This window comes from Arminella tubonensis, from assembly GCF_003240585.1.
GTDB lineage: Bacteria > Pseudomonadota > Alphaproteobacteria > Rhizobiales > Rhizobiaceae > Rhizobium > Rhizobium tubonense.
This window is the reverse complement of record NZ_PCDP01000036.1, coordinates 351,584-374,565: the sequence shown is the minus strand read 5'-3', so window position 1 is coordinate 374,565 and position 22,982 is coordinate 351,584. Positions and strand designations below refer to the sequence as shown.

General features: G+C 61.2%; 17 protein-coding genes. 7 read left to right on the top strand and 10 right to left on the bottom strand.

The window, feature by feature from the left end:
* Positions 1–19: 19 nt before the first annotated feature.
* The gene (gene cckA / locus CPY51_RS16660) at positions 20–2,626 is read right to left on the bottom strand and encodes a cell cycle histidine kinase CckA (RefSeq protein ID WP_111161323.1); all 2,607 of its coding nucleotides are present in this window, start codon (positions 2,624–2,626) and stop codon (positions 20–22) included.
* A gap of 351 nt (positions 2,627–2,977) precedes the next feature.
* Here cckA and CPY51_RS16655 point away from each other — a divergent pair, with 351 nt between their 5' ends.
* The gene (locus CPY51_RS16655) at positions 2,978–4,339 is read left to right on the top strand and encodes a flagellar biosynthetic protein FliO (RefSeq protein ID WP_111161322.1); all 1,362 of its coding nucleotides are present in this window, start codon (positions 2,978–2,980) and stop codon (positions 4,337–4,339) included.
* A gap of 132 nt (positions 4,340–4,471) precedes the next feature.
* Here the strand turns inward: CPY51_RS16655 and dksA are convergent, their stop codons facing one another.
* A complete protein-coding gene (gene dksA, locus CPY51_RS16650; RefSeq protein ID WP_111161321.1) occupies positions 4,472–4,891 on the bottom strand; it encodes an RNA polymerase-binding protein DksA in 420 nt (139 codons plus the stop codon).
* 281 nt (positions 4,892–5,172) lie between these two features.
* Here dksA and CPY51_RS16645 point away from each other — a divergent pair, with 281 nt between their 5' ends.
* The 4 genes from CPY51_RS16645 (at position 5,173) to CPY51_RS16630 (ending at position 8,990) form a co-directional block, all read left to right on the top strand.
* Positions 5,173–5,682: a SixA phosphatase family protein gene (locus tag CPY51_RS16645; RefSeq protein ID WP_111161320.1), complete on the top strand. Its 510-nt coding sequence runs from the start codon at positions 5,173–5,175 to the stop codon at positions 5,680–5,682.
* Positions 5,683–5,763: 81 nt separating this feature from the next.
* On the top strand, positions 5,764–7,236 hold the full coding sequence (locus CPY51_RS16640; protein WP_111161319.1) for a YcjX family GTP-binding protein: 1,473 nt from the start codon (positions 5,764–5,766) through the stop codon (positions 7,234–7,236).
* Positions 7,233–8,318 carry a YcjF family protein gene (locus CPY51_RS16635; protein ID WP_111161318.1) on the top strand — a complete coding sequence of 362 codons (1,086 nt, stop codon included), beginning with the start codon at positions 7,233–7,235 and terminating at the stop codon, positions 8,316–8,318. The genes CPY51_RS16640 and CPY51_RS16635 overlap by 4 nt, the downstream gene beginning before the upstream one ends.
* Before the next feature lie 132 nt (positions 8,319–8,450).
* Positions 8,451–8,990: a hypothetical protein gene (locus CPY51_RS16630; RefSeq protein WP_111161317.1), complete on the top strand. Its 540-nt coding sequence runs from the start codon at positions 8,451–8,453 to the stop codon at positions 8,988–8,990.
* Between the two features lie 15 nt (positions 8,991–9,005).
* Here CPY51_RS16630 and folK read toward each other — a convergent pair whose 3' ends face one another.
* From folK to folP, 3 genes are read right to left on the bottom strand one after another with little or no spacing between them, the layout of a single operon-like run.
* The gene (gene folK, locus CPY51_RS16625; RefSeq protein ID WP_111161316.1) at positions 9,006–9,524 is read right to left on the bottom strand and encodes a 2-amino-4-hydroxy-6-hydroxymethyldihydropteridine diphosphokinase; all 519 of its coding nucleotides are present in this window, start codon (positions 9,522–9,524) and stop codon (positions 9,006–9,008) included.
* On the bottom strand, positions 9,517–9,885 hold the full coding sequence (folB, locus tag CPY51_RS16620) for a dihydroneopterin aldolase (protein ID WP_111161315.1): 369 nt from the start codon (positions 9,883–9,885) through the stop codon (positions 9,517–9,519). Before folB ends, folK begins: the two co-directional genes overlap by 8 nt.
* Complete coding sequence (folP, locus tag CPY51_RS16615; protein ID WP_111161427.1) at positions 9,882–10,745, bottom strand: dihydropteroate synthase; 864 nt, start codon at positions 10,743–10,745, stop codon at positions 9,882–9,884. Before folP ends, folB begins: the two co-directional genes overlap by 4 nt.
* A gap of 102 nt (positions 10,746–10,847) precedes the next feature.
* On the opposite strand from folP, the gene CPY51_RS16610 reads away from it, so the two are divergent.
* Positions 10,848–11,474: a DUF922 domain-containing Zn-dependent protease gene (locus CPY51_RS16610; RefSeq protein WP_111161314.1), complete on the top strand. Its 627-nt coding sequence runs from the start codon at positions 10,848–10,850 to the stop codon at positions 11,472–11,474.
* A 305-nt stretch (positions 11,475–11,779) separates the two neighbouring features.
* Here CPY51_RS16610 and CPY51_RS16605 read toward each other — a convergent pair whose 3' ends face one another.
* Positions 11,780–12,100 carry a 2Fe-2S iron-sulfur cluster-binding protein gene (locus CPY51_RS16605; protein WP_111161313.1) on the bottom strand — a complete coding sequence of 107 codons (321 nt, stop codon included), beginning with the start codon at positions 12,098–12,100 and terminating at the stop codon, positions 11,780–11,782.
* A 204-nt stretch (positions 12,101–12,304) separates the two neighbouring features.
* Positions 12,305–12,673, bottom strand: coding sequence for an Hpt domain-containing protein (locus CPY51_RS16600; protein ID WP_111161312.1), 369 nt, complete (start codon positions 12,671–12,673; stop codon positions 12,305–12,307).
* A gap of 473 nt (positions 12,674–13,146) precedes the next feature.
* Between CPY51_RS16600 and CPY51_RS16595 the strand changes: the two genes are divergently transcribed.
* Complete coding sequence (locus CPY51_RS16595; protein WP_111161311.1) at positions 13,147–19,488, top strand: apolipoprotein A-IV repeat region-like domain-containing protein; 6,342 nt, start codon at positions 13,147–13,149, stop codon at positions 19,486–19,488.
* 104 nt (positions 19,489–19,592) lie between these two features.
* Here the strand turns inward: CPY51_RS16595 and CPY51_RS16590 are convergent, their stop codons facing one another.
* The 3 genes from CPY51_RS16590 to mgrA all read right to left on the bottom strand — a co-directional run bounded on the left by CPY51_RS16590 (position 19,593) and on the right by mgrA (position 22,827).
* Positions 19,593–19,892 carry an RcnB family protein gene (locus CPY51_RS16590; RefSeq protein WP_111161310.1) on the bottom strand — a complete coding sequence of 100 codons (300 nt, stop codon included), beginning with the start codon at positions 19,890–19,892 and terminating at the stop codon, positions 19,593–19,595.
* 188 nt (positions 19,893–20,080) lie between these two features.
* Positions 20,081–21,691 (bottom strand): glycoside hydrolase family 43 protein, encoded by a 1,611-nt coding sequence (locus CPY51_RS16585; RefSeq protein WP_111161309.1) that lies wholly within the window; start codon positions 21,689–21,691, stop codon positions 20,081–20,083.
* Between the two features lie 104 nt (positions 21,692–21,795).
* On the bottom strand, positions 21,796–22,827 hold the full coding sequence (gene mgrA / locus CPY51_RS16580) for an L-glyceraldehyde 3-phosphate reductase (protein WP_111161308.1): 1,032 nt from the start codon (positions 22,825–22,827) through the stop codon (positions 21,796–21,798).
* Positions 22,828–22,982: the final 155 nt, after the last annotated feature.

The window sequence follows — 22,982 nt, the reverse complement described above, 5'->3', positions numbered from 1 at the left end:
AGCCTGCCGGGCAACATCATCAGCTGTCCAGCATCTCCCTAACGGCGACCGCGAGCTGCTTCAGCGAGAACGGCTTTGGCAGGAAGCCGAACTTGGAGTCTGCAGGCAGGTTGCGCGCAAAGGCATCCTCGGCATAGCCGGAGACGAAGATGAACTTCATGTCGGGGTATATCTTCCGAAGCTCCCGAAGCAGCGTTGGACCGTCCATTTCCGGCATGACGACATCGGAGACGACCACATCCACCTTGCCCTCGAGTTCTTCGAGTATCTCGAGCGCTTCGACCCCGGAGCCGGCCTCGTGGACCGTATAGCCGCGCGTTTCCAGCATGCGCTTGCCGCCACGGCGCACGGCTTCCTCGTCCTCGACGAGGAGCACCACGGCGGACTTGCCGGTCAGATCGGTCGGCTCCACCGCAGGCAACGGCATCTGGCTTTGGCCCATTGGCGGTGCTTCTATCCCCGGCGCGGCATCGCCATCGACGCCCGGTATCACCTCGATGATATGCCGGGGCAGGAAGACGCGGAACGTCGTGCCCTTGCCGACCTCCGATTCCGGCTGGATATAGCCGCCGGACTGCTTGACGATGCCGTAGACCATGGCAAGCCCCAGCCCGGTGCCCTTGCCGACATCCTTTGTGGTGAAGAACGGTTCAAAGATCTTGTCCATGATCTCTGGCGCGATACCCGTACCGTTGTCGCTGACTTCGACGAGTACCATGTCCTCATGCGGCAGATATGCGTAGTTGAAGGCAGGCACTTCATCGGCCGGCAGGTTACGCGTCCGTAGCGTCAGCTTGCCGCCCTCCGGCATCGCGTCGCGGGCGTTGACGCAGAGATTGATCATCACCTGCTCAAACTGCGAAAGGTCGGTTTTGACAGGCCAGAGATCGCGGCCATATTCAACGTCGAGCTTGACCCGAGTGCCCGAAAGCAGCCGTTCGACCAGCATGCGCAGGTCGCCGATGACATCGGTGAGGTTCAGCACCGTTGGCCGCATCGTCTGCTTTCGCGAGAAAGCCAGCAACTGCCGGACAAGAACTGCGGCGCGATTGGCGTTACGCTTGATTTCCATCAGGTCGGCAAAGCTGGCGTCGGCCGGCCGTGCCTGAAGCAGCAGATGGTCGGAAGACAACAGGATCGCGGTGAGCACGTTGTTGAAATCGTGCGCAATGCCGCCGGCAAGCGTGCCGACTGCGTTCATCTTCTGGGTCTGGGCCATCTGCGTCTCGAGCGCCTTCTGCTCGGTGACTTCGACGGCATAGACGATCGCCGCCTCCTCAGGTGCCTCGTCGCTCTGCTCGATGACTGCATTGATGTAGAAGCGGAAGTGTCGTGTCTCGTCATTCGGGTTTCGCGAATCGATCGACGGGATGTCGCCCTGGCGATCCTTGGCAGCGGCAAAAGCCTGGGCGAGCTTCGGCCTTTCGCTTTCGCTGAAGATGGTCTCGAGCGTCGCGCCCCGCTCGATATCGTCACGGGAAACGACATTGGAGAACAGCTTCAGGAACGGCGCATTGGTGCGCAATATCCGCCCCTGTCCGTCGACGGAGGCGATCGCCATCGGCGTGTTGTTGAAAAAGCGCGTGAACCGCATCGCGGCAACCGAGGCTGACTGGTCGTTGTCGTCGTCCTTCTGGCGGCCAAGCACGATCGTCCGGCTTTCGCCCGGCGCTCCGTCGCGCATCGAGGTGACGCTATGCACCAGCCGCACCGGCAGGCTCTGGCCGTTCGCCCTTTTCAGGTCGAGATCGAGCGTCACCGTCTTCTTGAAGCCCGGCTCGGCCTGCACCGACTGGATCAAGGCAAGGCCCTCGCCCGCCACCAGGTCTCCGATTGCGATCGAGCCCGGGCTGAACTTGGTAAGATCGAGGCCGAGCCATTCGGCGAGCGTTGCGTTGAGGTAGAATATCTCTCCCTTGCGACCGGCCGAGAAAAAGCCGGCAGGTGCATGGTCGAGATAATCGATCGCGTTCTGCAGCTCCTTGAAGAACCGCTCCTGGTCGTCGCGTTCCGAGGTGATGTCGGTGATCTGCCAGATATGCAGCTCCTTGCCACCCTCGGCCGGCAGCGTCCGTGCCTTCAGCCGGTACCAGTGCGCGCCGGAGCCGCTACTGCCGACGGGACCGAGCGGCTTCAGCAGACGGAACTCCTCCCGCCCCTCCTTGCCTTCCCGAAGCCCATTGGAAAGCCGGTAGAGCGCCTCGTTGGATTCGCGATTGCGCGACAGCAAAGTCTCGAGCGACTGCACCTCGGTCGTCTTCTTGGCTCCCGTCAGATCGCCGTAGGCTGCATTGGCATAGACGATGCGGCCCTTCTCGTCGGTGATGAGGGTGCCGTCCGGATGGCTGTTGAGGAAAGACCGCGCCAGGCTGTCGGACTGTGTCTGCGGCATGACCTCGACAAAGCCGATCACCGACGAAACCAGAAAGAAGATGCCGACCATGGCAAGGATGCCAAGCGCGCCCAGCACCATCTCGTTGTCGAGCGAATTCTTGAATATGACGAACGCGGCTGCGGCCGCAATCAATACCAGCGCAAGCAGGATGATGCGCAGAACAGTGCCCGAACGTACCCCGCGATCCACCAGCGGCACGCTATATTCGTCGGACAGACGCTGCTTCGTCATGGACCCCTCGCCTCCGCCCGGTTCCGCGTCCCGGCAATGGTCTTGACGGATCCCCAGAATCGGGACTTCGAATCTTTACTTAGCAATTTGCCGAACCGGCAAAAAGCGCCGCGTGACCAGAAAGGCTTGAATTCACAAGGAACTGTGCCAGCTTGGTCAGATATACCTCGAAAGACGGCCAAGGCACGCCGAATTCGACCTTCGATCGCCACGTGAAGGCTGATCGCATCTTGTCTCAGGCGGCAACCTGTTCATATGATTGCCGTTATATCAGGGCAGTGGTGGGGGTGATGCAGCTGCCGTCGAAATCTACCGTCCTCGACGGTCGTCGGAAAAACGGAGTATCGCGGAATGTTGGACGAAATCGTCGGGGCCTATGGTAATCGTTTCTTTATCGCAGCAGGCGGGGTCGGAATTGCTCTTCTGATCCTGATCGCCGTTCTTTGGCTCTTGCGCAGCCGTGCGCCGTCTCCCTTCGTGCGAGGCGGTCGAAACCGGCAGCCGCGACTGCAGGTGCTGGACGCCGCCGCCGTCGATGCCCGCCGCAGACTTGTGCTGGTTCGCCGCGACGGGGTCGAACATTTGATCATGATCGGCGGGCCGACTGATATCGTCATCGAATCCGGCATCTCCGCAGCGAAAATCGCTCTGGCGCCCAATGCCTCCTTTGAGACACTCGTCGCCAATGAAACTATGTCCCCACCTCCGCGCCTCGAACCACCCAGAGAAACGCCCCGCGCTATTGAAATGGAGAGCGCCGAGGAAGTGGCAGCGGCTCCGGTAGCGCCGACGCCCCCGCCCGAGGTCGCGCCGCCGAAGCCGGCAGTCGCGCAGTCCCCGTCCGAGCCGGCAAGTCCACCTGAAAAACCATATGCTCCGGAACCCGCCGCGCCTGAGCCGCCTCATCGCCCGGCCCCTGCGTTAGAGGTCCAGCCGGTACGCGCGGAAATCCCGCCGGCGGAAAGACCGGAGCCGGTTGTTGTAGCTCCTGTTCCGCCGGCCAAATTCGCCGACGATCCCGCTCCGGTAATCAAGCTTTCCAGTCCGCATCCCATCGCCGTCGAACCGCCGGCGCCGGTGGTGCCGACTGAAAAGCCGCATGTGCCGTCGGTCCCGGCCTTCGAGCCTAGACACCGTCCTGAACAGACAGCCGCCTTCGAGCCGGTCCGTCGCCCCCCTCCGCCGCCAGTGGAAGAGCCTCAACCGCCTGAGCCGGTGTCGATAAGGTCCGAACGCCGGCCGGAACCAGCGGTGTACCAGCGTAACGAAGAGGCAGAAGCCGCCGACATCCTCGACGCAGCCCGCCACCGTGTTCTTGTCCCGGAAGAGCGCGAGCCGCAGATGTCGTCGCCGGCGCAGAGCATGCCGGTCGTTGCCGATGGCGTGCCGGTCGCGCCGCAGGACGGCAACGCCGGACAGACCCCCGCTCCTGTCGTGTCGTTGGACACAGCTTCCACAGATACAGTTCAGGCCGCAAAGCCGCGCGACCTCGGCATCGATTTCGAAAGCATCCTCGAAGCGGAAATGTCGAACAATCTGTCGGCACAACGCATCATCCCCAATGCGCCTGTTCCTCCAGGCCCGAATGCTGCGCAGCCCGTGCCTGGCCAACGCCGCGATCCCGAAATGGCCCCACTGACCGGCGCGGACAGCACCTTGCAGCGCGAAGTCGCACGCATCTTCGGCGAGATGAGCGTCAACCGCGATAAATAGGCCTGGGGGTCGACTTACCCCACGCGGAAGCACTCTTCAGGCGCAAAAGGCGCGTCTGGCTACGTAAAGCAAAAAAGGCACGACGATGGATCGCCGTGCCTAGCATCTCTTCGATCAGCTTGCGCGGACCGACTATTCGTCGCGATAGACTTTTTCGCGGCGCTCATGGCGCTCTTGCGCCTCGATGGAAAGCGTCGCTATCGGCCGGGCATCCAATCTCTTCAGACCGATCGGCTCGCCGGTTTCCTCGCAATAGCCATAGGTCCCATCGTCGATCCGCTGCATCGCTGCATCGATTTTCGAAATCAACTTTCGCTGACGGTCGCGGGCTCTGAGTTCGATGGCGCGGTCGGTTTCAGACGACGCCCTGTCGGCGAGATCCGGATGGTTGGCACTTTCCTCGGCTAGATGCTCGAGCGTTTCCCGCGCTTCTCTGAGGATGTCATTTCTCCAAGCAACCAATTTAGCTCGGAAATATGCCTTCTGCTGCGAGTTCATGAACTCCTCGTCTTCCGAGGGGACATAACTACTAAGATCGATCTTCTCACTCAACGCGATTCTCCTGAAGAACATCTCATCTGGCGGGTGTATATCCCAACCTGTGGTATCGATTCAAGCCTAATAGAAGCGCTGAACAGAATTTTAAATCTGTCACAGAATTCAGCTAAATGTCTATTTTTTCACCATATATTTGCGATCGCTGAAACTATGCCGGAGTGTAATCATTGCGTGACCGAAGCTTTGCAGGCAACGTTGCTTGACGGGCCGTGGTTGACGCAGCGCCCTTACAGACGTTACGTCAAGGAACTATTCTCACCTTGGAAATCTATCCCATGACCAGCATCTCGCCCCCGCCGTTTCGGATTTATCTATTACGCCACGCCGAGGCAGCTGCTGCCCAATCCGGAGGGCGGGACTTTGACCGCCCGCTCAACGACAATGGCTTTGCGGCAGCGGAGATCGTTGCCGACCAGGCCGTTGACAAGGGATATAGACCCGAGCTGGTCATTTCCTCGACAGCTGCCCGATGCCGGCAGACAGCAGAAGCCGTTCGCCGCTCCCTCGACCCATCCGTCGAGTTCCGCTTCGTGGATTCGCTCTACAACGGCACGCGGGAAACCTACCTGGCCCTTCTGGCAGCGCAGACAACGGTTAATTCGGTGATGTTGGTCGGGCACAATCCCAACATCCTGCAGACGCTCGAAGCGCTGATTGGCCACGACGCACTGGCAAAGGCATTGCCGAAGGGTTTTCCAACGGCGGGGCTTGCGGTTCTCGAGCCGATTGAGGATGCAGGCGCGGCAAGCAACGGCTGGCTTCTCGCCGACTTCGTCAGCGAATAGGCAAGGCACGGCCGCCTGCTCCTTTCCGAGCCTTGCAACGCTTCCTATATTGCGCTTGAGCCGTAACCCCGGGATCCCGCCTTGCCGCCAAGCCTGACATCCTTCACCGACGACGCGCTGATCGCCTTCGACAATCTGGCAGATCGGGCGACGAGCCTCGTCAATCCGACGATCCGTCTCGGCGTCACCGGTCTTTCCCGTTCCGGCAAGACTGTGTTCATCTCGTCGCTGGTCCACAATCTGCTCAACGGCGGGCGGCTGCCGCTGTTCGAGCCGGTGCAGTCGGGTCGGGTCTCCGCCGTTCGGCTCGAGCAACAACCCGATGATGCCGTTCCGCGCTTTCAATACGAGGACCATATCCGCGCGCTGGTGAAAGATCGCATATGGCCGGATTCGACCCGCGCAATTTCAGAGCTGCGCATTACACTCGAGTACCAGAGCGCCAGCGGCTGGAACCGGCTGTTTTCGCCGGGACGTCTCTCCATCGATATCGTCGACTATCCCGGCGAATGGCTGCTGGACCTGCCCTTGCTTGCCAAGGACTATCGCACCTTCAGCGAAGAGACGCTGGCGCTGGCCGAGACCGGGGTTCGTGCCGAGTTGTCGCGCGACTGGCTGACGATGGCCCGCTCCGCCGACGTGAGTGCTGCTGCCGACGAAATGCGCGCCCGCGACCTCGCGATCTCCTTTACTGACTATCTCCGAGCCTGCAAATCCGATGAACGCTCGCTGTCGACCCTGCCGCCGGGCCGTTTCTTGCTCCCGGGCGACCTCGACGGCTCGCCGGCACTGACATTTGCACCGCTCGTACCACCGTCGGAAGGAAGTTCGCTGAGAGGCTCGCTCTGGGCGATGATGGAGCGGCGCTACGAGGCCTACAAGTCGGTTGTCGTGAAACCCTTCTTCCGCGAGCACTTTGCCCGCCTCGATCGCCAGATCGTCCTCATCGACGCGTTGCAGGCAATCAACCGTGGTCCGGAGACAGTTCAGGACCTCGAGCGGGCGCTGAGCGACGTGCTCGCCTGCTTTCGCCCGGGGACAAACTCCTTCTTCTCCGCTTTTCTCGGCCGCCGCATCGACCGGGTGCTGGTCGCTGCCACCAAGGCCGACCACCTGCATCACGAAAGCCACGACCGGCTGGAAATCCTGACAAGGCGCCTTGTCGAACGCGCCATCGAGCGCATCGGCATGAGCGGCGCCGGCATCGACGTCATGGCCCTCGCCTCGATCCGCGCCACCCGCGAGGCAACGGTCAAGAATGACGGCCACATGCTCCCCGTCATCGTCGGCACGCCGATGGACCAGGAAAAGATCAACGGCGAGGTATTTGACGGCCTTCGCAAGACCGCGATCTTTCCCGGCGACCTGCCCGATAATCCCAAATGGCTGTTCGAAGCGCTCGACGGCAGTCCGGACAAGGCGCGCCTGCCTGACTTGAACGTCGTCCGCTTCCGGCCGCCGCAATTGGACGAGACCGGCGGCGTGACGCTATCCATCCCGCATATCCGGCTCGATCGGGCCATGCAGTTTCTGCTCGGAGACCGTCTCGCATGACGAAACCGACCATCGACGAACCTAACAGGCCCCAACGCCGACCGGCAGCATTTTCGCTGGAACCCGAGCACCAGGCCGAGGTACGTCCTGATCCGGAGATTGCCCGGGCAAAGCGGAAACCGCAAAGCTTCGAAGCGGAAATCACGCTGACGCCTGACGAGGAAGACCCATTCCTCAATCCGGAGCTGTCTGCTCCCGGCACAGGTCTCGCAGTCGTTCCTGCTCCGCGCCGCCGCTTCTCCTTTGCCAAGATCGCCTTTGGCGCCTTCGGCGCGCTTCTATCGCTCGCCTTCGGCTTATGGATCGACGATCTGATCCAAAGCCTCTTCACCCGCGCCGATTGGCTGGGCTACACGGCACTGACGGTATTGGCGATCGGCATTCTTGCCGTGCTCGCCATCATCGTCCGCGAGACCGCCGGCATGATGCGGCTGGCTGCGGTACAGACAATCAAGGTAGAGGCCGAGGCTGCCTTTCTCGAAACGAGGGCTACCCGTGCAAGAGCCCTGGTCGAGCGTCTGACGACCTTGTTGGCGGCAAAGCCTGAAACTGCCAAGGGTCGCGCAACCCTGAAAGCAACCGAGGACGACATCATCGACGCGCCGCATCTGGTCATGCTTGCCGAGCGTGAGCTGCTCGGTCCGCTCGACCGTCAGGCCCGTGCCCTTATCCTCGGGGCATCCAAGCGCGTCTCCGTGGTCACGGCCGTCAGCCCCCGCGCAGTCGTCGACCTTCTCTACGTTCTCTACGAATCCGCGCGCCTGATACGCTCCATGGCCGACCTCTACGGCGGCCGCCCAGGAACGCTCGGCATGTTCAAGCTCATGCGCGACGTGCTCGCCCATCTGGCGGTCACAGGTTCCATCGCCGTTGGCGACGGCCTCGTGCAGCAAATTCTCGGCCACGGCATTGCCTCGAAGCTCTCGGCACGCCTTGGCGAAGGTGTCGTCAACGGCATGATGACAGCCCGCATCGGCATTGCTGCGATGGACCTCTGCCGGCCATTGCCGTTCAAGGCATTGAAGCGACCCGGCATCAGCGATTTCATCGGCGATCTCACTCCTGGTGGTAACAGCCGCTAAGCGCCGAATTGCCCGGAATGGTGCTGATTTAACAGGCTTGGAAACCAAGCATTAACCATTCTACGGCAAAACTCGGGAACAGTTTCCGGTTATTCTTCGCCAGGCCGGTTCCTCCTTCGCTAGGGAAAGCCAATGTTTTCGCGCCAGCTCTTTATCGTATGCGGCCTCGCCGCGGTTACCCTGTCTCTTGGTGACTGGGCGGATGCGGCACCTCGTGACAAGGCTTTCTTTCAGTCCGTAGCAGGCGCATGGCGCGGCCCGGGCGAAATCGTCGCCGGCAAGTATAAGGGCACGAAATTCACCTGCAACCTGACGGGCACGGCGCTGGACGGCACCAGCACCGGCATCAAGCTCGACGGCACATGCCGCGTCGGCGTTTTCCAGCAGCCCATGTCAGCCGAAATCACGCAAGGCGATGGCACCTACAAGGGCAAGTTCCTCGACGGTTCCGCCGGCAAGGGCCTCGACGTGGTATCCGGTACCGTCAACGATAGCGCCGTCGTCGTCGGCCTGAACCGCCAGAAGCTGAACGGCGTAATGGTCGCCCGCCTGCAGGACGACAAGTCCATGAACGTGACGATCTCGGTCAAGGTCGAGGAGCAGATGGTGCCGGTCATCGGTCTCAGCCTGAAGCGGTCCGTCGACGACATGACCGTCGGCTCCATTCAGTAAGGCAAGCCCTTCACCTCAGCCGTTTTTCCACCAGTCGGTCGCCTCGTCGGCAATCTCTATGCCCTGCACATCGGCGTCGCGAAGCCAATCCGACACTCGTCGTCCCCCGACGACCATCTCCGACGCGAAATCCGCCAGCGGCATCAGAACGAAGCCGCGCTCCGTCATTCTCGGGTGCGGAAGCTGGAGGCTCGTAGCTTCTCTCTCAATGTCGCCATAGGAGAGGATGTCGATGTCGATCGTGCGCGGTCCCCAGCGCTCGATGCGGACCCGCTTCATCTCTCGCTCGATGCCTAGACAGACGCCCAGCAGCGTTTCCGGGTCCAGGGTCGTGTCGACAGCGGCGCAGGAATTGTAGAAGAACGACTGGTCGGTCTTGCCCCATGGTGGCGTCCGGTAGAGGCGTGACACGGCAACGATCTGGCAGTCGGCACGCGCATCAAGGCTCCGCAGCGCAGACGCCATCGCCTGGACCGGATCTCCTATATTGCCACCGAGACCAAGCGTCGCCCTGGCCAATCCGTTCTCAGGCAAGATGCTCAACACTCACCTGCACATAGTCGAGAACGCCGGGGACCGGCGCATTAGGCTTGCGCACCGTAATCTTCGCCCTGCGGATCTGCGGAAAACGATTGCACAGCCCCTTGGCCACATCGACCGCCAGAGACTCGATCAGATAGCGGCGCTTGCCGGTGATGATCTCCTCGATGACAGTGAATGCGATGCCGTAGTTGACCGTGTCCTCGATCGAATCCTTCTCAAGCGCATCGCCGGCAACCACGTCGAGTTCCGCGTCCACGAAAAACCGCTGGCCGAGGAACTCCTCCTCGTCATGGACGCCGTGACGCGCGAAGAAGGCACAGTTCTGAAGCGTGATGGTGTAGATGCCGGTCATGATGACTTTTCCCGTGATTTCGCCCGCGTTGCCAGAATAGCATCCGCGACCGCCAGTGCGTCCCTGTTGAATGCGACATTATGCACCCGAAATATAGCGGCGCCCTGCATGCGCAGGATGACGCTTGTGGCAGCCGTTCCGACATCCCTGTCGGAAGCGTCACGCCCAGTGACCGCACCGATAAAGCGCTTGCGGGAGGTGCCGGCGAGCAGTGGCAGCCCGAACCGCTGCAGCGCGTCAAAGCGTGTCATCAGTTCCAGGTTCTCTTCGACATCCTTGGCAAAACCAAATCCCGGATCGAGTACGATGTTATCGCGCGGCACGCCGGCGGCGGCCGCGATAGCAAGTGATCGATCGAGAAACGCCACCTGGTCGTCGATAACGTCGGTGAGCTTTTGCCGATCCCTGCCTGTGTGCATGATACAGAGCCCAGCGCCGGTCTGGGCAGCGATGTGGGCAAGTTCCGGCTCCCGCTGCAGACCGAATACATCATTGACGATGTGTGCGCCGGCACCAATGGCCAGACGGGCCGTGTCGGCGCGATAGGTGTCAACCGATAGGAGCGCGTCGGTCTTGCCGCGCAACGCCTCGATAACCGGCAGCACGCGTCCCTGTTCCTCCGTCGGGCTAACCGGATCGGCGTCCGGCTTGGTCGACTCGCCGCCGATATCGACGATCTGCGCGCCCTCGGCGACACAGGCTAGCGCATGCGCAACCGCCGCGTCGACAGCTTCGAAGCGGCCACCATCCGAAAAGGAATCCGGCGTGACATTGACGATCGCCATGATCGAGCTCGACCGGCCAAGCTCGAGACTGCGCCCATGCGCCACCTGCCAGCGATTGCCGTGAAGCTCCGTCACAAACGTCCATCCCGTTGGAAAATAAAAAAATACCGCTTCGATATTGCGCTCGTAGTGGCTATGCCGCAAGCTTTCGCAAAGTTCAACCTGGTACCCCAACGAATGCGTCTCGCCTTCCGTCATGCCCGCTTTCCGCTGGCCGTCTTGTTGCTATGCGGCGTGAGCGGGGCGGCGTCGGCCGAAGTCGTTGCGCAAAAAACCTTTTCGTATTTCGACATCGCCGGCAACACCGCCGACGAGCTGGATGCGGCGCTGAACGCCCGCGGACCGACAACCATCGGCGCAAGCAGCCATCATCCCGGTGCAACGAGAATCCGGTTCGGAGGCCAGGCAACCTATGTCGAGAAAGACGGCCGATGCCGTATCGGCGGCGTCAAGGTGACTGTCGATACGGAGATCATCTTGCCGCGTTGGCGAGACCGCAGCCACGCGTCGAAACAGCTTTCCATGGTCTGGGACACACTCTCGGCCGACATCAGACGCCATGAGGAACGGCACGCGGAAATCGCGCGGGAGCATGCGCGCATGACCGAAAAGGCCATCCTCGGCCTGCGGTCGGAACCGAATTGCGACCTGCTCCAGGAAAAGGTCAACGCCGAATCAGCCCGCAACATTGAAGATCACGACAAGGATCAGGCACGCTTCGACATGATCGAGGCCGCAAATTTCCGAAATCGGATACAACGGCTGATGAATTACCGATCCATCTCGAAAAACACCGAAAACTGAGCGATTTCTTCACCTTCGATGCAAAATCCCTTGGAATTCGCCCGAAAAACCTGTGCGAAACATGTCACAGCTTGCGACAATAGCTTCGCTCTTGTCGTCTTTGAACTTTACGAGAGTTAAGAATCGCGCTCTCTTATGCTCAACACTTTCTCACCAGCCGATTAGTTCTGCGTCCGGTTTGTCCAGGTTCTCCTGGCGCGTCCGACGCCGCAGGTGTTTCCTCCCTCGCCTGTTGGTGATGCGCCCCACTAGCCTCGCTCTGAGCAGAGCGAGGTTTTTTTTGGGGGATTGGCCGTCTCGCTTGTTCAGGCTTGGCGTTCGGGAACGTGAACGACCAGCCCGTCGAGCGCCGGCGTCAATTTGATCTGACAGGAAAGCCTGGAGCTCGGCCGAACGTCATAGGCAAAGTCGAGCATATCCTCTTCCATCGGCGCCGGCGGACCGGCTTTTTCGACCCAGGCATCGTCGACATAGACATGACAGGTGGCGCAGGCACAGGCGCCGCCGCATTCAGCCTCTATTCCAGGGACGGAGTTGCGCACGGCGTTTTCCATCACGGTGGACCCCTCGGTGACATCGAGGTCGAAGCGAATGCCGTCGAAAGCGACGATGGTCAGTTTTGTCATGTCAATGAATTCCGGTATTGAGTGCGAGGACAGGTCCGGAATTTTTCTTCCAACAATTCTAAAGGGCAGTCAACATCGCAGGCAGCGAAAGCGCTTTCAGCGCCCCGCCATGTCACTCGACCGGATATTTGGGGAGATGGAGCTAATCGCGCCGCCCCGCCCGGGACGGCAGCATTTAGATCAAGGCGCAGGCGCCGCCAGATCTCAGCGGCAGAGCTTCAGGATGAAGTTTTCGGCATCGACCACCGCGGCGCCGACAGCAGCCATGCGCGATGCATCGTTGATGCGATCCTCGAAGGCGTCCGCAGCCTGCGCGACCTTGAAGGCCCCGACCGCACTTGCAGCACCCTTCAGCAGATGTGCGCCTGCGGTCGCCTTCTCCGGATTGCCGCTGCCGATCTCCTGGAGACAGGCGCGCGCCTGGCGGGCAAACATCTGAAGGACCTCGACTTCCAGAACCTTGTCGCCCATCGTCTGCTTTGCCAGATGGACAAGGTCGATCGGGCGTTCCTTAGAAGGGCCGGTGCCGCGGGAATTATCCGGGGCTTCAAATGCGATGTTGAGTGCTGCCATGTGCCAATTCTCCCATTTTGTGTTTTTGGAGTTGCCGCATGGTTGCGGCGTCGGCATGGCCATCGAGTTAAATTTCGGCACATTGAAGGCGGAAATCTACCGTTATGGTTAATGCGCGTTAAACATCGCGGAATTATTAGCTTTTCGGCAATGCGTTGATTTGAAAAGTGTTAACAAGTGCTTAACGCGACCATTCGGAAGCCACCGAATTAATTGTAACAGTTTAGGGAATGTGTCACTACGATACTAGTACGTTGGGTTTCCTGCACCCGTCTTTGCCCAAGCGGTGGATAGTGGTAATGTTTTGACACCTCTGTTTGTAAAAACGGTTCCACTCTGAAATGTAATGGGAATTCGGGGCTCGCGAATGGGAAACCTGAGGACTTGGGAAGACTGGTCTGGTGCGTTTCCGATCTGGGCGGATCTCAGGAAAAACACCTGGGCCAGAGTGAGTAGTAACGAGGCGTAAGCGTATGGCAAACAACAAATACAGCGAGTCGATCGAAGACAAGGCGTTCAAGGCCTTGGACGAAGCGTTGCAGATCGACTTCAGCGATGAAGGTATACCATCTCGCACCGGTCCGAGACCGGACGCCACGGAGGCCAAAGTGTCCGAGACATCCAATCCGCGTGCCAAGCAGACTCCGGAAGAGATGGCGCGCAGAGCCGCTGCGAGGAACACAGCGGCCGGACGCACTCCCGAGGCCGCCAAGACGCCGACCTTCTCCCCGGCCAATGACGCCAGCCGTGCGAGTTCCGCATCCATTCTGAGATCGATCGACGGCGCGTCGGTGAGCGGCGCGGTCCGCAATGCGACGATTATCTCGCTACTCTGGATCCTCGGTGGTGTCGGCCTCACGTTCCTGCTCTATTCGCCGCAAATCTGGGAAATCCGCTCGGTCGCCAATCTCCTCGCGCTGCCGGGCGTCATCGCCTGTCTCGTTGGCATCGTCGTCCCGGTTCTTCTTTTCTACGCATTCGCAATCATGATTGCCCGCGCCCAGGACATGCGCAACGCCGCCCGCTCCATGGCTGAAGTGGCACTGCGTCTGTCCGAACCGGAAACGATCGCCTCCGAGCGCGTCATGACGGTCGGCCAGGCCGTGCGTCGCGAAGTCTCCGCGATGAACGAAGGTATCGAGCGCACCATCGCCCGCGCCACAGAGCTGGAAACGCTCGTCCATTCCGAGGTGAACGCGCTCGAGCGCAGCTATGCCGATAATGAATTGCGCGTCCGCGGCCTCGTTCATGAGCTCGGCTCCGAGCGTGACGCCATCGTCAGCCATGCAGAACGCATCCGCTCCTCGATCGTTGGCGTGCATGATCAGATCAAGGAAGACCTGTCGCTTGCGACAGAGGAAATCTCGGTGCGCCTGGCAACCTCGGGCGAAGCCTTCGCGTCCATGATCGATACGCGCGCCGCATCGCTGACCGAGAGATCGGACAGCGCGATCCAGGCACTTGGATCGCTTCTCGCGGCCAAGACCGACAGCCTGCTGCAGAACCTCAATGCGTCCGGCTTTGCGCTCAACGAGGAATTCGATTCACGGTTGGAAAGCCTGTCTGCGACCTTGTCCGAGCGCGGCGGCATACTTCTCAGCCAGTTCGAGACACGTGCCTCGACGCTCGACGCCAACACCGAGAAGCTCAACGCGGCCCTCAACGACCGCGCCCGCCAGCTCAACGAGACCCTCATTGCCCGCACCCGCGAGATCAGCGAAAGCCTCACCGGCGGCGAACGCACCATCACCGGCTCGCTCGACAATGTCCTTGCCAAGCTGAACAGCGCCCTTGACGAAAAAGGCGCGAGCTTCCGCCAGAGCCTGCAGTCGACCGCCGACGAGACGATCATGGATCTCGATCTGCGCTCGGGCTTCTTCGAGGAGCGTCTTCAGACGACTGTCGCGCATCTTTCGACGAGTTTCGACGAGCGCGTCTCCGAATTTGCCAACGCCTTCGACAAGCGTGCCGGCTCGCTCGACAGCAAGCTGATGGAAAGCCTTGCGCGCATCAACGAAACGCTTGCAGGCGGATCGGATGCGATCGACGGCATACTCAACTCCAGCATCGAGCGCCTCGGGTCGTCACTCACCGACCAGTCCTTCGCGCTGGAAACGGCGCTTTCGACCGGACATGAGCTGTTGGAAAGCGCCATCGGCTCAAAGGCAGAGGAAATCACCTCGGCTCTCCAGGACAGGACCGGCGAATTCACCGCAGCCCTGCAAGGCGCCACCCGCGAAATCTCCTCTGCACTGACAAGCGGCACCAGCAGCCTCAATGCAGCCCTTACAGGCGGCGCCAGCGAACTCAACGAAGCACTGGCCGCGCGCTCCGGCGAATTCACCTCCGCGCTCAAGGCAGCGACACTGGACGTTTCCACGGCGCTCGCGAGCGGCACGGACGAACTGAACACCGCCTTTACCGGCCGCTCGAATGAACTCGCCAGCACGCTTGCCGCGCGCTCGGGCGAATTCACGACGGCTCTCCAGGCGGCAACCTCCGGCATCACCTCGGCTCTCGCATCGGGCACCGACGATCTGACGGCCGCTTTCGTCGGCCGCACAGGGGCGCTCAACGAGACATTGTCGGCGCGCACCAGCGAGATCACGCAGTCGCTCGGCTCGGCCCACGAACGGATCGACGCTGTCATGGCCGAACGCAGCGGCGCGCTCTTCGGTGCCCTGTCAGACAGCCAGTCGCGCTTCGAACAGACGCTTGCCAATCGCTCCGAGACCATCATCAACGCGGTGTCCGGTAGCCACGAGCGCCTGACCGACGCGCTCGACGAGCGGACAATGGCACTGGCGATCTCGCTTTCGGACAGCCAGTCCCGTCTGGAAAATACGCTCAACAACCAGGTCGATGCAATCAGCGGCACTGTCTCCGAGAGCCACGCACGCTTTACCGACGCCATGGATGACAAGACCAAGGCGTTGACCCTTGCCTTGGCCGAAAACCACGCTCGCCTCGACGAAACGCTCGCAAGCCGTGCAGACGCCATTACGCAAGCCGTCAGCGGCAGCCACATCCGCCTTGGCGATGTGCTCGACGAGAAGACCATGGCTCTGGCAATTTCGCTCGACGAAACACAGAACCGCTTCGATACCGCTCTGGAAGCGCGTACCAACGCGATCCTCGACAGCGTAGCTGGTGCCGAAGCCCGTGTCGCCGGCACTCTCAGCGACAAGGCCGAGACGATCCGCGCTGCCTATGTCGACAATCAGGAACGGCTGGACCGGTCGCTGAGCGTTCACACTGACGCATTGACCGGCGTACTCAATACCGGCGGCGACCGCATCGAGACTATGATCGGTGGCTCGGCCGGCCGCATCGAAAATGCCCTCTCCGATACGACGCGCCGACTTGAAGACACCATCGGCAGCGGACTGTCGCAGATGGACGGCAGCCTGCTTTTGGCCCACGACCGCCTGCGCGCTACGCTTGAGGACCGCAGCAACGCGATAGACATCACACTCCGTGAAGCGCATGCACAGATCGACGGAACACTTTCCGATCAGGTCACCACTATCGGCGCCTCGATCGCAACCAGCATCAGCATGCTGGAAATGTCGCTGGAAGACCGCGAAGCCTCGATCCGAAACACGATCGACACCAGCGCCCTCTCGCTCGAGGACCGCTTGCGCCAAAGCACCAGCAACATAGCCGGCAGCTTCCATGATACGGTCGTTGAAATTTCCCGCACGGCCGAAGCTTTCTCCGGCAATCTCAGCGGGTCCATCGACGGCATGACCAGCCGGTTTACCGAGACGGGTTCCCGTGTCGAAGCCGGCCTTTCCGCGCTTGAAAACCGCATCCGCGATGGCGTCGACAGCATTGCCGAACAGGTCGATGCCGCCGGCAACAAGCTCGCAGCAAGCCTCAACGACGGCGTCTCTCAGATCGACCGCGCCGGCGACGCCGCTGCAGCCCGCATGGCGGACACCATCAGCACCAAAGCCTCGACGCTCGCCGATACCATCGACGGCCGCACGACCAACCTAAGCCAGGCGCTCGACAGCGGCACCGCACGTATCGACGAACGCCTGTCGACGATGGATCGCGCGCTCAACGTCGGCCTCGAAGCTGTCAACCGCACCATTGAAGGCAAGGCGACCAACCTTGCCACCACGCTGCGCACGGCTGTGGCCGACGCTGCGCAGGGGATGGACGATGAAGCGACGCGTACGACGGAGCAGCTTGCCCGCACCGGCCAGCAGTTCGCCGACGAGCTCGGCAGCCGCAGCGAAAGCTTTACCCGCATCATGGATGAGCGTTCGGAGGCGATCGTCAATCGCGTCTCCGAGACGCAGAGCCGCCTTGCAAGCCAGGCCGCAGCCGTTGCCCAGACTTTCTCCGAAGCCGGCAATGCGATCGTCAACAAGGTCGCCGAAGCCGAAGGGCTGGTCGGCAGGCAGGTCAATGCCATATCGCGGGCGCTTTCCGACGCCGAAAATTCGCTGGAAGCTCACAGCGCATCCATCCGCACGACACTTTCAGGCGGAAGCGAAGAGATCGCCTCGACCATGGCGCAGGTGGAGCGTGCCCTCGAAGAGCGCGCGAGCGCCATCCGCCTCGGTCTCGACGAACGTGTCCGCGAGATCGACGCGACGCTTGCAGACGTGGACAAGGCATTGGAGGCCCGCGGCAGCTCTATCCGTTCGGACCTTACCCGGCATATCAGCGAGATCGACGCCACGATGGCCAACGCCGACAAGGCGCTCGAAGCGCGCGGCAACTCGATCCGCACCGGCCTTGACGAACGTACTCGTGAACTGAACTCCATGCTGGCTGGTCGCTCCAGCGAGCTGACCCGCCTCATCGACGAGACGGCTCGCCCAATCATCGAGCGCTACGCGGAAACCGGTACCGAAGCTGCAGGCCGCATCACGGCGGCGGCACAGGAAGCGTCTGACCGCCTGCGGACTGAAAACGCGGCCCTCATCAACGCGATCGCATCCCGCACCAACGACACCTTGGCCGCGATCTCGGCCCGTACCGAAAATGCCGCTAGCACGGTCAACGCGCTGGAAAACAGTCTGCTGGCCAACGTCAACAGCCTGATCGAACGGCTGGCGGACAACAACACGACAATCGTCGGCATGCTGAACCAGGCATCCGAGGAGCTCTCCGCCGTAGACAACCGCCTGGGCTCGACGACGTCGCGCTTTGCGGACTCGGCAAGCAAGGCCGCCGAAATGGTCTCCGCCTCGACGCGGCTTCTGGAAGGCAAGGTCGACAAGCTCTCCGACGTATCCGGCCATACGCTCGCACAGGTCGGCGGCATCATCGGCCGCTTCGACGAGCACTCCAAGGTGCTGACGCAGGCCTCGCAGCTTCTGGGGGCTGCCCAGTCGAACCTCGTAACCACGCTCGAAGAGCGCGAAAGCGCACTCCAGGGTCTGGCAGTCGGTCTCGTGCAGCGTTCGGAAGAGATCGAAAACACCATGCGCGCCGTCGGCAACATGGTCGACAGCGCCTTTGACCGCGCCGAGCAGCGTTCCAACCAGGTTTCGGGCAACCTGCGTGAAGGCGTGCAATCGTCCTTCGCCGATATCGGCCGCGTACTCTCTGATACCGAGAAGCGCACGCAGCAGACCGCCGAGGCAATGCGCGAAGCGCTGAACAAGGCTGGCGAAGACGCCAACCAGACGATCGACAACACCTTCGCCAATGCCGAACGCCGATCCACCGAGCTGACGAACCGCCTTCGCGGCGGACTGACCGCCTCGCTCTCCGATGTCGAGCGTATGCTGACCGATGCCGGCAAGACCTCCGACACGGCGGCTCAGCAGTTGCGCGAAACACTGCGCGTCGCTGTCGACGAAGCAATCGGCCGTTTCTCGGGCGCCACCGACGAAATCCGTCGCTCCGCTGGCGAGATCCGCAAGGAACTCGACATGACGCGCAGCGAACTGAAGCGCGGCGCCTTCGATCTTCCCGAAGAAGCCAAAGAAAGCGCCGCTGCCATGCGCCGCGCTGTCGCCGAGCAGATCAAGGCACTCCAGGATATCTCCCAGCTGGTCGGCAAGTCGGCTCAGCAGCTCGAGATTTCCGAGCCGGTTGCCCGTGCGCTTGTAGACGTCCACCCGGCACCTCGCCCGCGTCCGGCGCCTCAGCCTATTGTCGCACCGCAGCCGGCACCCCAGGCCATCGTACAGCCGGCTCCGGTGCAGCAACCTGCGCCGCAACGGGTAGTTCAGCAGCCTATCGAGACCGCCGGCCTGCGCGGCTCTATCCAGCCGGAACAACCCGCGGCCCCTCAGCTGCGTTCAGCGCCTCCCCAGGCGCCCGCACGTCAGGAACCCGCAGCCGGTTTCTCGCCGGGCGGTGGCTGGATCAGCGATCTCTTGCGCGGCGCATCCCGCGATGACGCTGCCGAGGCAGCGCCCGCCCGCTCTGCCGCTCCGAGGGCATCCGCCCCCGAAGCCGGCGCTCCGGCGTCACGCAGCAACGACAGCCGAAACCCGCGCCACGTCGTTGAATCATTGAATTCGCTGTCGGTCGATATCGCCCGCGCAATCGATCACGACGCCTCGGTCGATCTGTGGCGCCGCTACCAGCGTGGCGAGCAGGATGTCTTCACGCGCCGTCTTTATACGCTGAAGGGCCAGCAGACTTTCGACGAGATCAAGCGCAAGTATGAGCGCGAGCCGGAATTCCGCACCGCGGTGGACCGCTACATCGGCGATTTCGAAAAGCTGCTGGCAGACGTCGCCCGCACCGATCGCGACAAGACCGTCACCCAGTCATACCTGACGTCCGACACCGGCAAGGTCTACACGATGCTTGCGCACGCCGCCGGACGCTTCGACTGATTGAGGTATGCAGTCACCAAACGAGAAAATCCCCGGCATGCCGGGGATTTTTTGTTTCGCCATCTGATCGCCGGCTGAATGGCTAGCGACAACCAATGAGCTGATCAGCGAGCGATCACGACGTTGGAGATCAGACCGCTGGTGAGGCCAATCAGCAGGAAGCTGTTGTCGACGCGAACCCAACGATAGCCGCGCGGCGGCGCTTGCAGGCGATAGCGACGATAGTCAATCGACGCCGCACGACGGCGATCCATATCCGAGATGCGATGACCGCGGACCCAGCTCTCATGCCTTGGGCCATGATGGTTGTCGCGATAATACGGCGCGGCACCTGCTTCGGAAGAGAAGGCAATCGGCGTAGCCAGAACGGACGCAGCCAGAAGAATGGAGAAGAACCTGTTCATTTTTGGTGTTTCCTCGTGTTTTTCACGAGCCGAAACTAGGCCAGAAGTTATGAACGGAAACTGAAGTTAATATTACATTTTCGTAATAAGAATCTAACGGTTAGGACAGGTTCTTAATCTCGCAATTCACCACCCGGGGAAATGCCCGGCTGATCCGCTCGTCAATCCGGGCATTGCAAACGCAGCGCTTAGAGCTCGTCGTAATTGAACCAGTCGAAATCGGCAATCTGAGCCCGGCCCGATGTATCGAACGCGAACATGCCGACGAAAGCGCCGGTGAAAGAGCCGTGTTCCCCACGTCCACCCTCGTCCGAGATCACGCCGGCATCGAGAACCGGTCCGATCGCCTGCCAGGCGCCCATGCCTTCGGCTTGCCAGAAGAACTGCAGGTCGTTGTCTGTCACTTCCATCGACAGCTGAATGCGCCCGTCGGGTATCGAAACGCCGCCCCCGATCGGAAAGGTCAGGCGACCATCCGGATAGTCGCCGGCGCAGGAAAGGATTGTCAGGCAGCGACCGAGCTTCTCGTGCAGCGTGACGGCCAACGCATGCAGCTTGAAGCGGTTGTAGTAATGCGTCAGCCCCGCCACCTGCTGATAGGTATCCGGCGCAAATTCGATCACCGTCGCAGCGCGGAAGCGATGATGTTCCTGTCTCCGGGCGACGAGCGATTGCTCGAACCACGAACCGATGCTTTCGCGGGCGAAAAGCCTGAGATGGCCCGGCCGCTGCGTCAGGCTGAACAGGCGCTCCGGCCGCGGCGTGCGCAGCCATTGAAAGTCCGCCGGTAGTTTTCCGCCATCGAAATTATAGTCGGCTCGACGCGGCTTCTCGCTCGGCACGGCACCATTCAATCCCGGAACCTCGACGTCAGGAACGACTGTACCGTTCTCGAGATAGAGCCATTCGTCCTCTTTCCAGACGCATTTCTGCAAGCTCGTCTCGCGGCCGAGTGTGCAGCGACGATGTGGTGGGAGCGGCCGTCCACAGAGATGCGTATGATAGGATTGCCCATCAGGCGTCTCGACATATTGCCCGTGCCCTGCCCGCTGCAGCGCCGCCTCCGGATGGTCCTTCGATGTGATCAGGTAGATGTTCGGGTGCATCTCGTAGGACCCGTCGATGCTGCGCGAGCGCGCCATGGTCACTGCGTGCTCGTACGCAGTCCCACCCTCGGCCGTCGTCAGGTAGTACCAGCCGTTGCGCTTGAAGAGATGCGGCCCCTCGACCAGACCCAGCGGGCTGCCGGCGAATATGTTCTTGATCGGCCCGATCAGGGATTTGCTTTGCGCGTCCCACTCCTGCAGCAGTATCCCGTCGAAGGCCGGCGTTTTCGGCGCGCCGCCATAGCCTTCGGAGCGATGGTTCCATTGCATGTTGGCGAACCATTTGCGGCCGTCGTCGTCATGGAACAGCGATGGGTCAAACCCCGACGAATTAACGTAGGCAGGGTCGGACCATTCGCCCTCGATCCTCGGCGAGGTCACGATGTAATTATGCGCGTCCTTGAAGTTGCCGTCGTAGCGCTTGACGTCGGTGTAGACGAGCCAGAATTGGCCGTCGGCATGGGAGAGACAGGGAGCCCAGATGCCGCAGCTATCAGGTTCGCCGCGCATGTCGAGTTGGGCCTTGCGTTCCAGCGGGCGCCGCACGAGCGTCCAGTTGACCAGATCGCGCGAGTGATGGATCTGCACGCCGGGATACCATTCGAAGGTCGATGTCGCGATATAGTAATCCTCACCGACACGACAGATCGACGGATCGGGATTGAAACCTGGCAAAATGGGATTGCGGATCATGACGCGGCCACCTCCTCCAAAGGCAAGACATGGTGCGCGCCGCCCGAAGGCGACGCGCAAGTTCTAAGTGACAGCCGCCGAGAATACTGGGCGGCAATCAGCGCCTACTCGCGCTCGGCGGACTTTGCCCAGAGATTGATGTCGGCCTCGCGGGCGTAGACGTCGATCTCCTTCAGCTCCTCGGCTGTGAATTCGGCGTTTGCAAGCGCGTTAACGCAATCGACGATCTGCGACGAGCGGCTGGCGCCAATCAACGCTGAAGTCACGCGGCCACCGCGCAGAACCCATGCAATCGCCATTTGCGCCAGCGTCTGCCCGCGCTTCTCGGCGATGCCGTTCAGCTTGCGGATGTTGTCGATGATCGACGGACGGATGAAGTCCTTCTTGAGGAAATGGTTTTGCGCAGCGCGGCTGTCTTCCGGGATACCGCTCAGATATTTCGTCGTCAGCATGCCCTGTGCCAGCGGGGAAAAGACGATAGAGCCGACGCCGAGCTCATCGAGCGTATCGATCAGCCCGTCGTCCTCGACCCAGCGGTTGAGCATCGAATAGCTTGGCTGATGGATCAGGCAGGGCGTTCCAAGGCTCTTCAGGATCGCGGCCGCCTCGCGGGTGCGCTGCGAATTGTAGGAAGAGATACCGACATAGAGGGCGCGGCCGGAGCGGACGATATGGTCGAGCGCTGCGCATGTTTCTTCAAGCGGCGTTTCCGGGTCGAAGCGGTGCGAATAGAAGATGTCGACATAATCGAGACCCATGCGCTTCAAGCTCTGGTCGCATGAAGCGATCAGGTATTTGCGGCTGCCCCATTCGCCATATGGACCCGGCCACATATCGTAGCCAGCCTTCGACGAGATGATGAGCTCGTCGCGCAGGCCGGCGAAATCAGTACGCAGAATCTCGCCAAAGGCGGTTTCAGCCGAACCCGCCGGCGGGCCGTAGTTGTTGGCGAGATCGAAGTGGGTGATGCCCAGATCGAAAGCGGTGCGGCACATGTCGACCTTGCGGTCATGCGGGGTATCGCCACCAAAATTGTGCCAGAGGCCAAGCGAAACCGCCGGCAACTTCAGGCCGGAGCGACCGGTCCTGTTGTATTTCATCTTCGAGTAACGGTCTTCCGACGGTTGCCAAGCCATTATCTTAAAATCCTTCCGAGGACGACGCTCGCGAAACCGCTTTCGATTTCCGTGGAGCGCCGCATAAAGCAACAATTGCAGCGCCGTCATGGCCTCTATGGACGCCCGGTCCTGCAAACAAAAAGCGCGGGCATTCAAGCCCGCGCGGACATTAG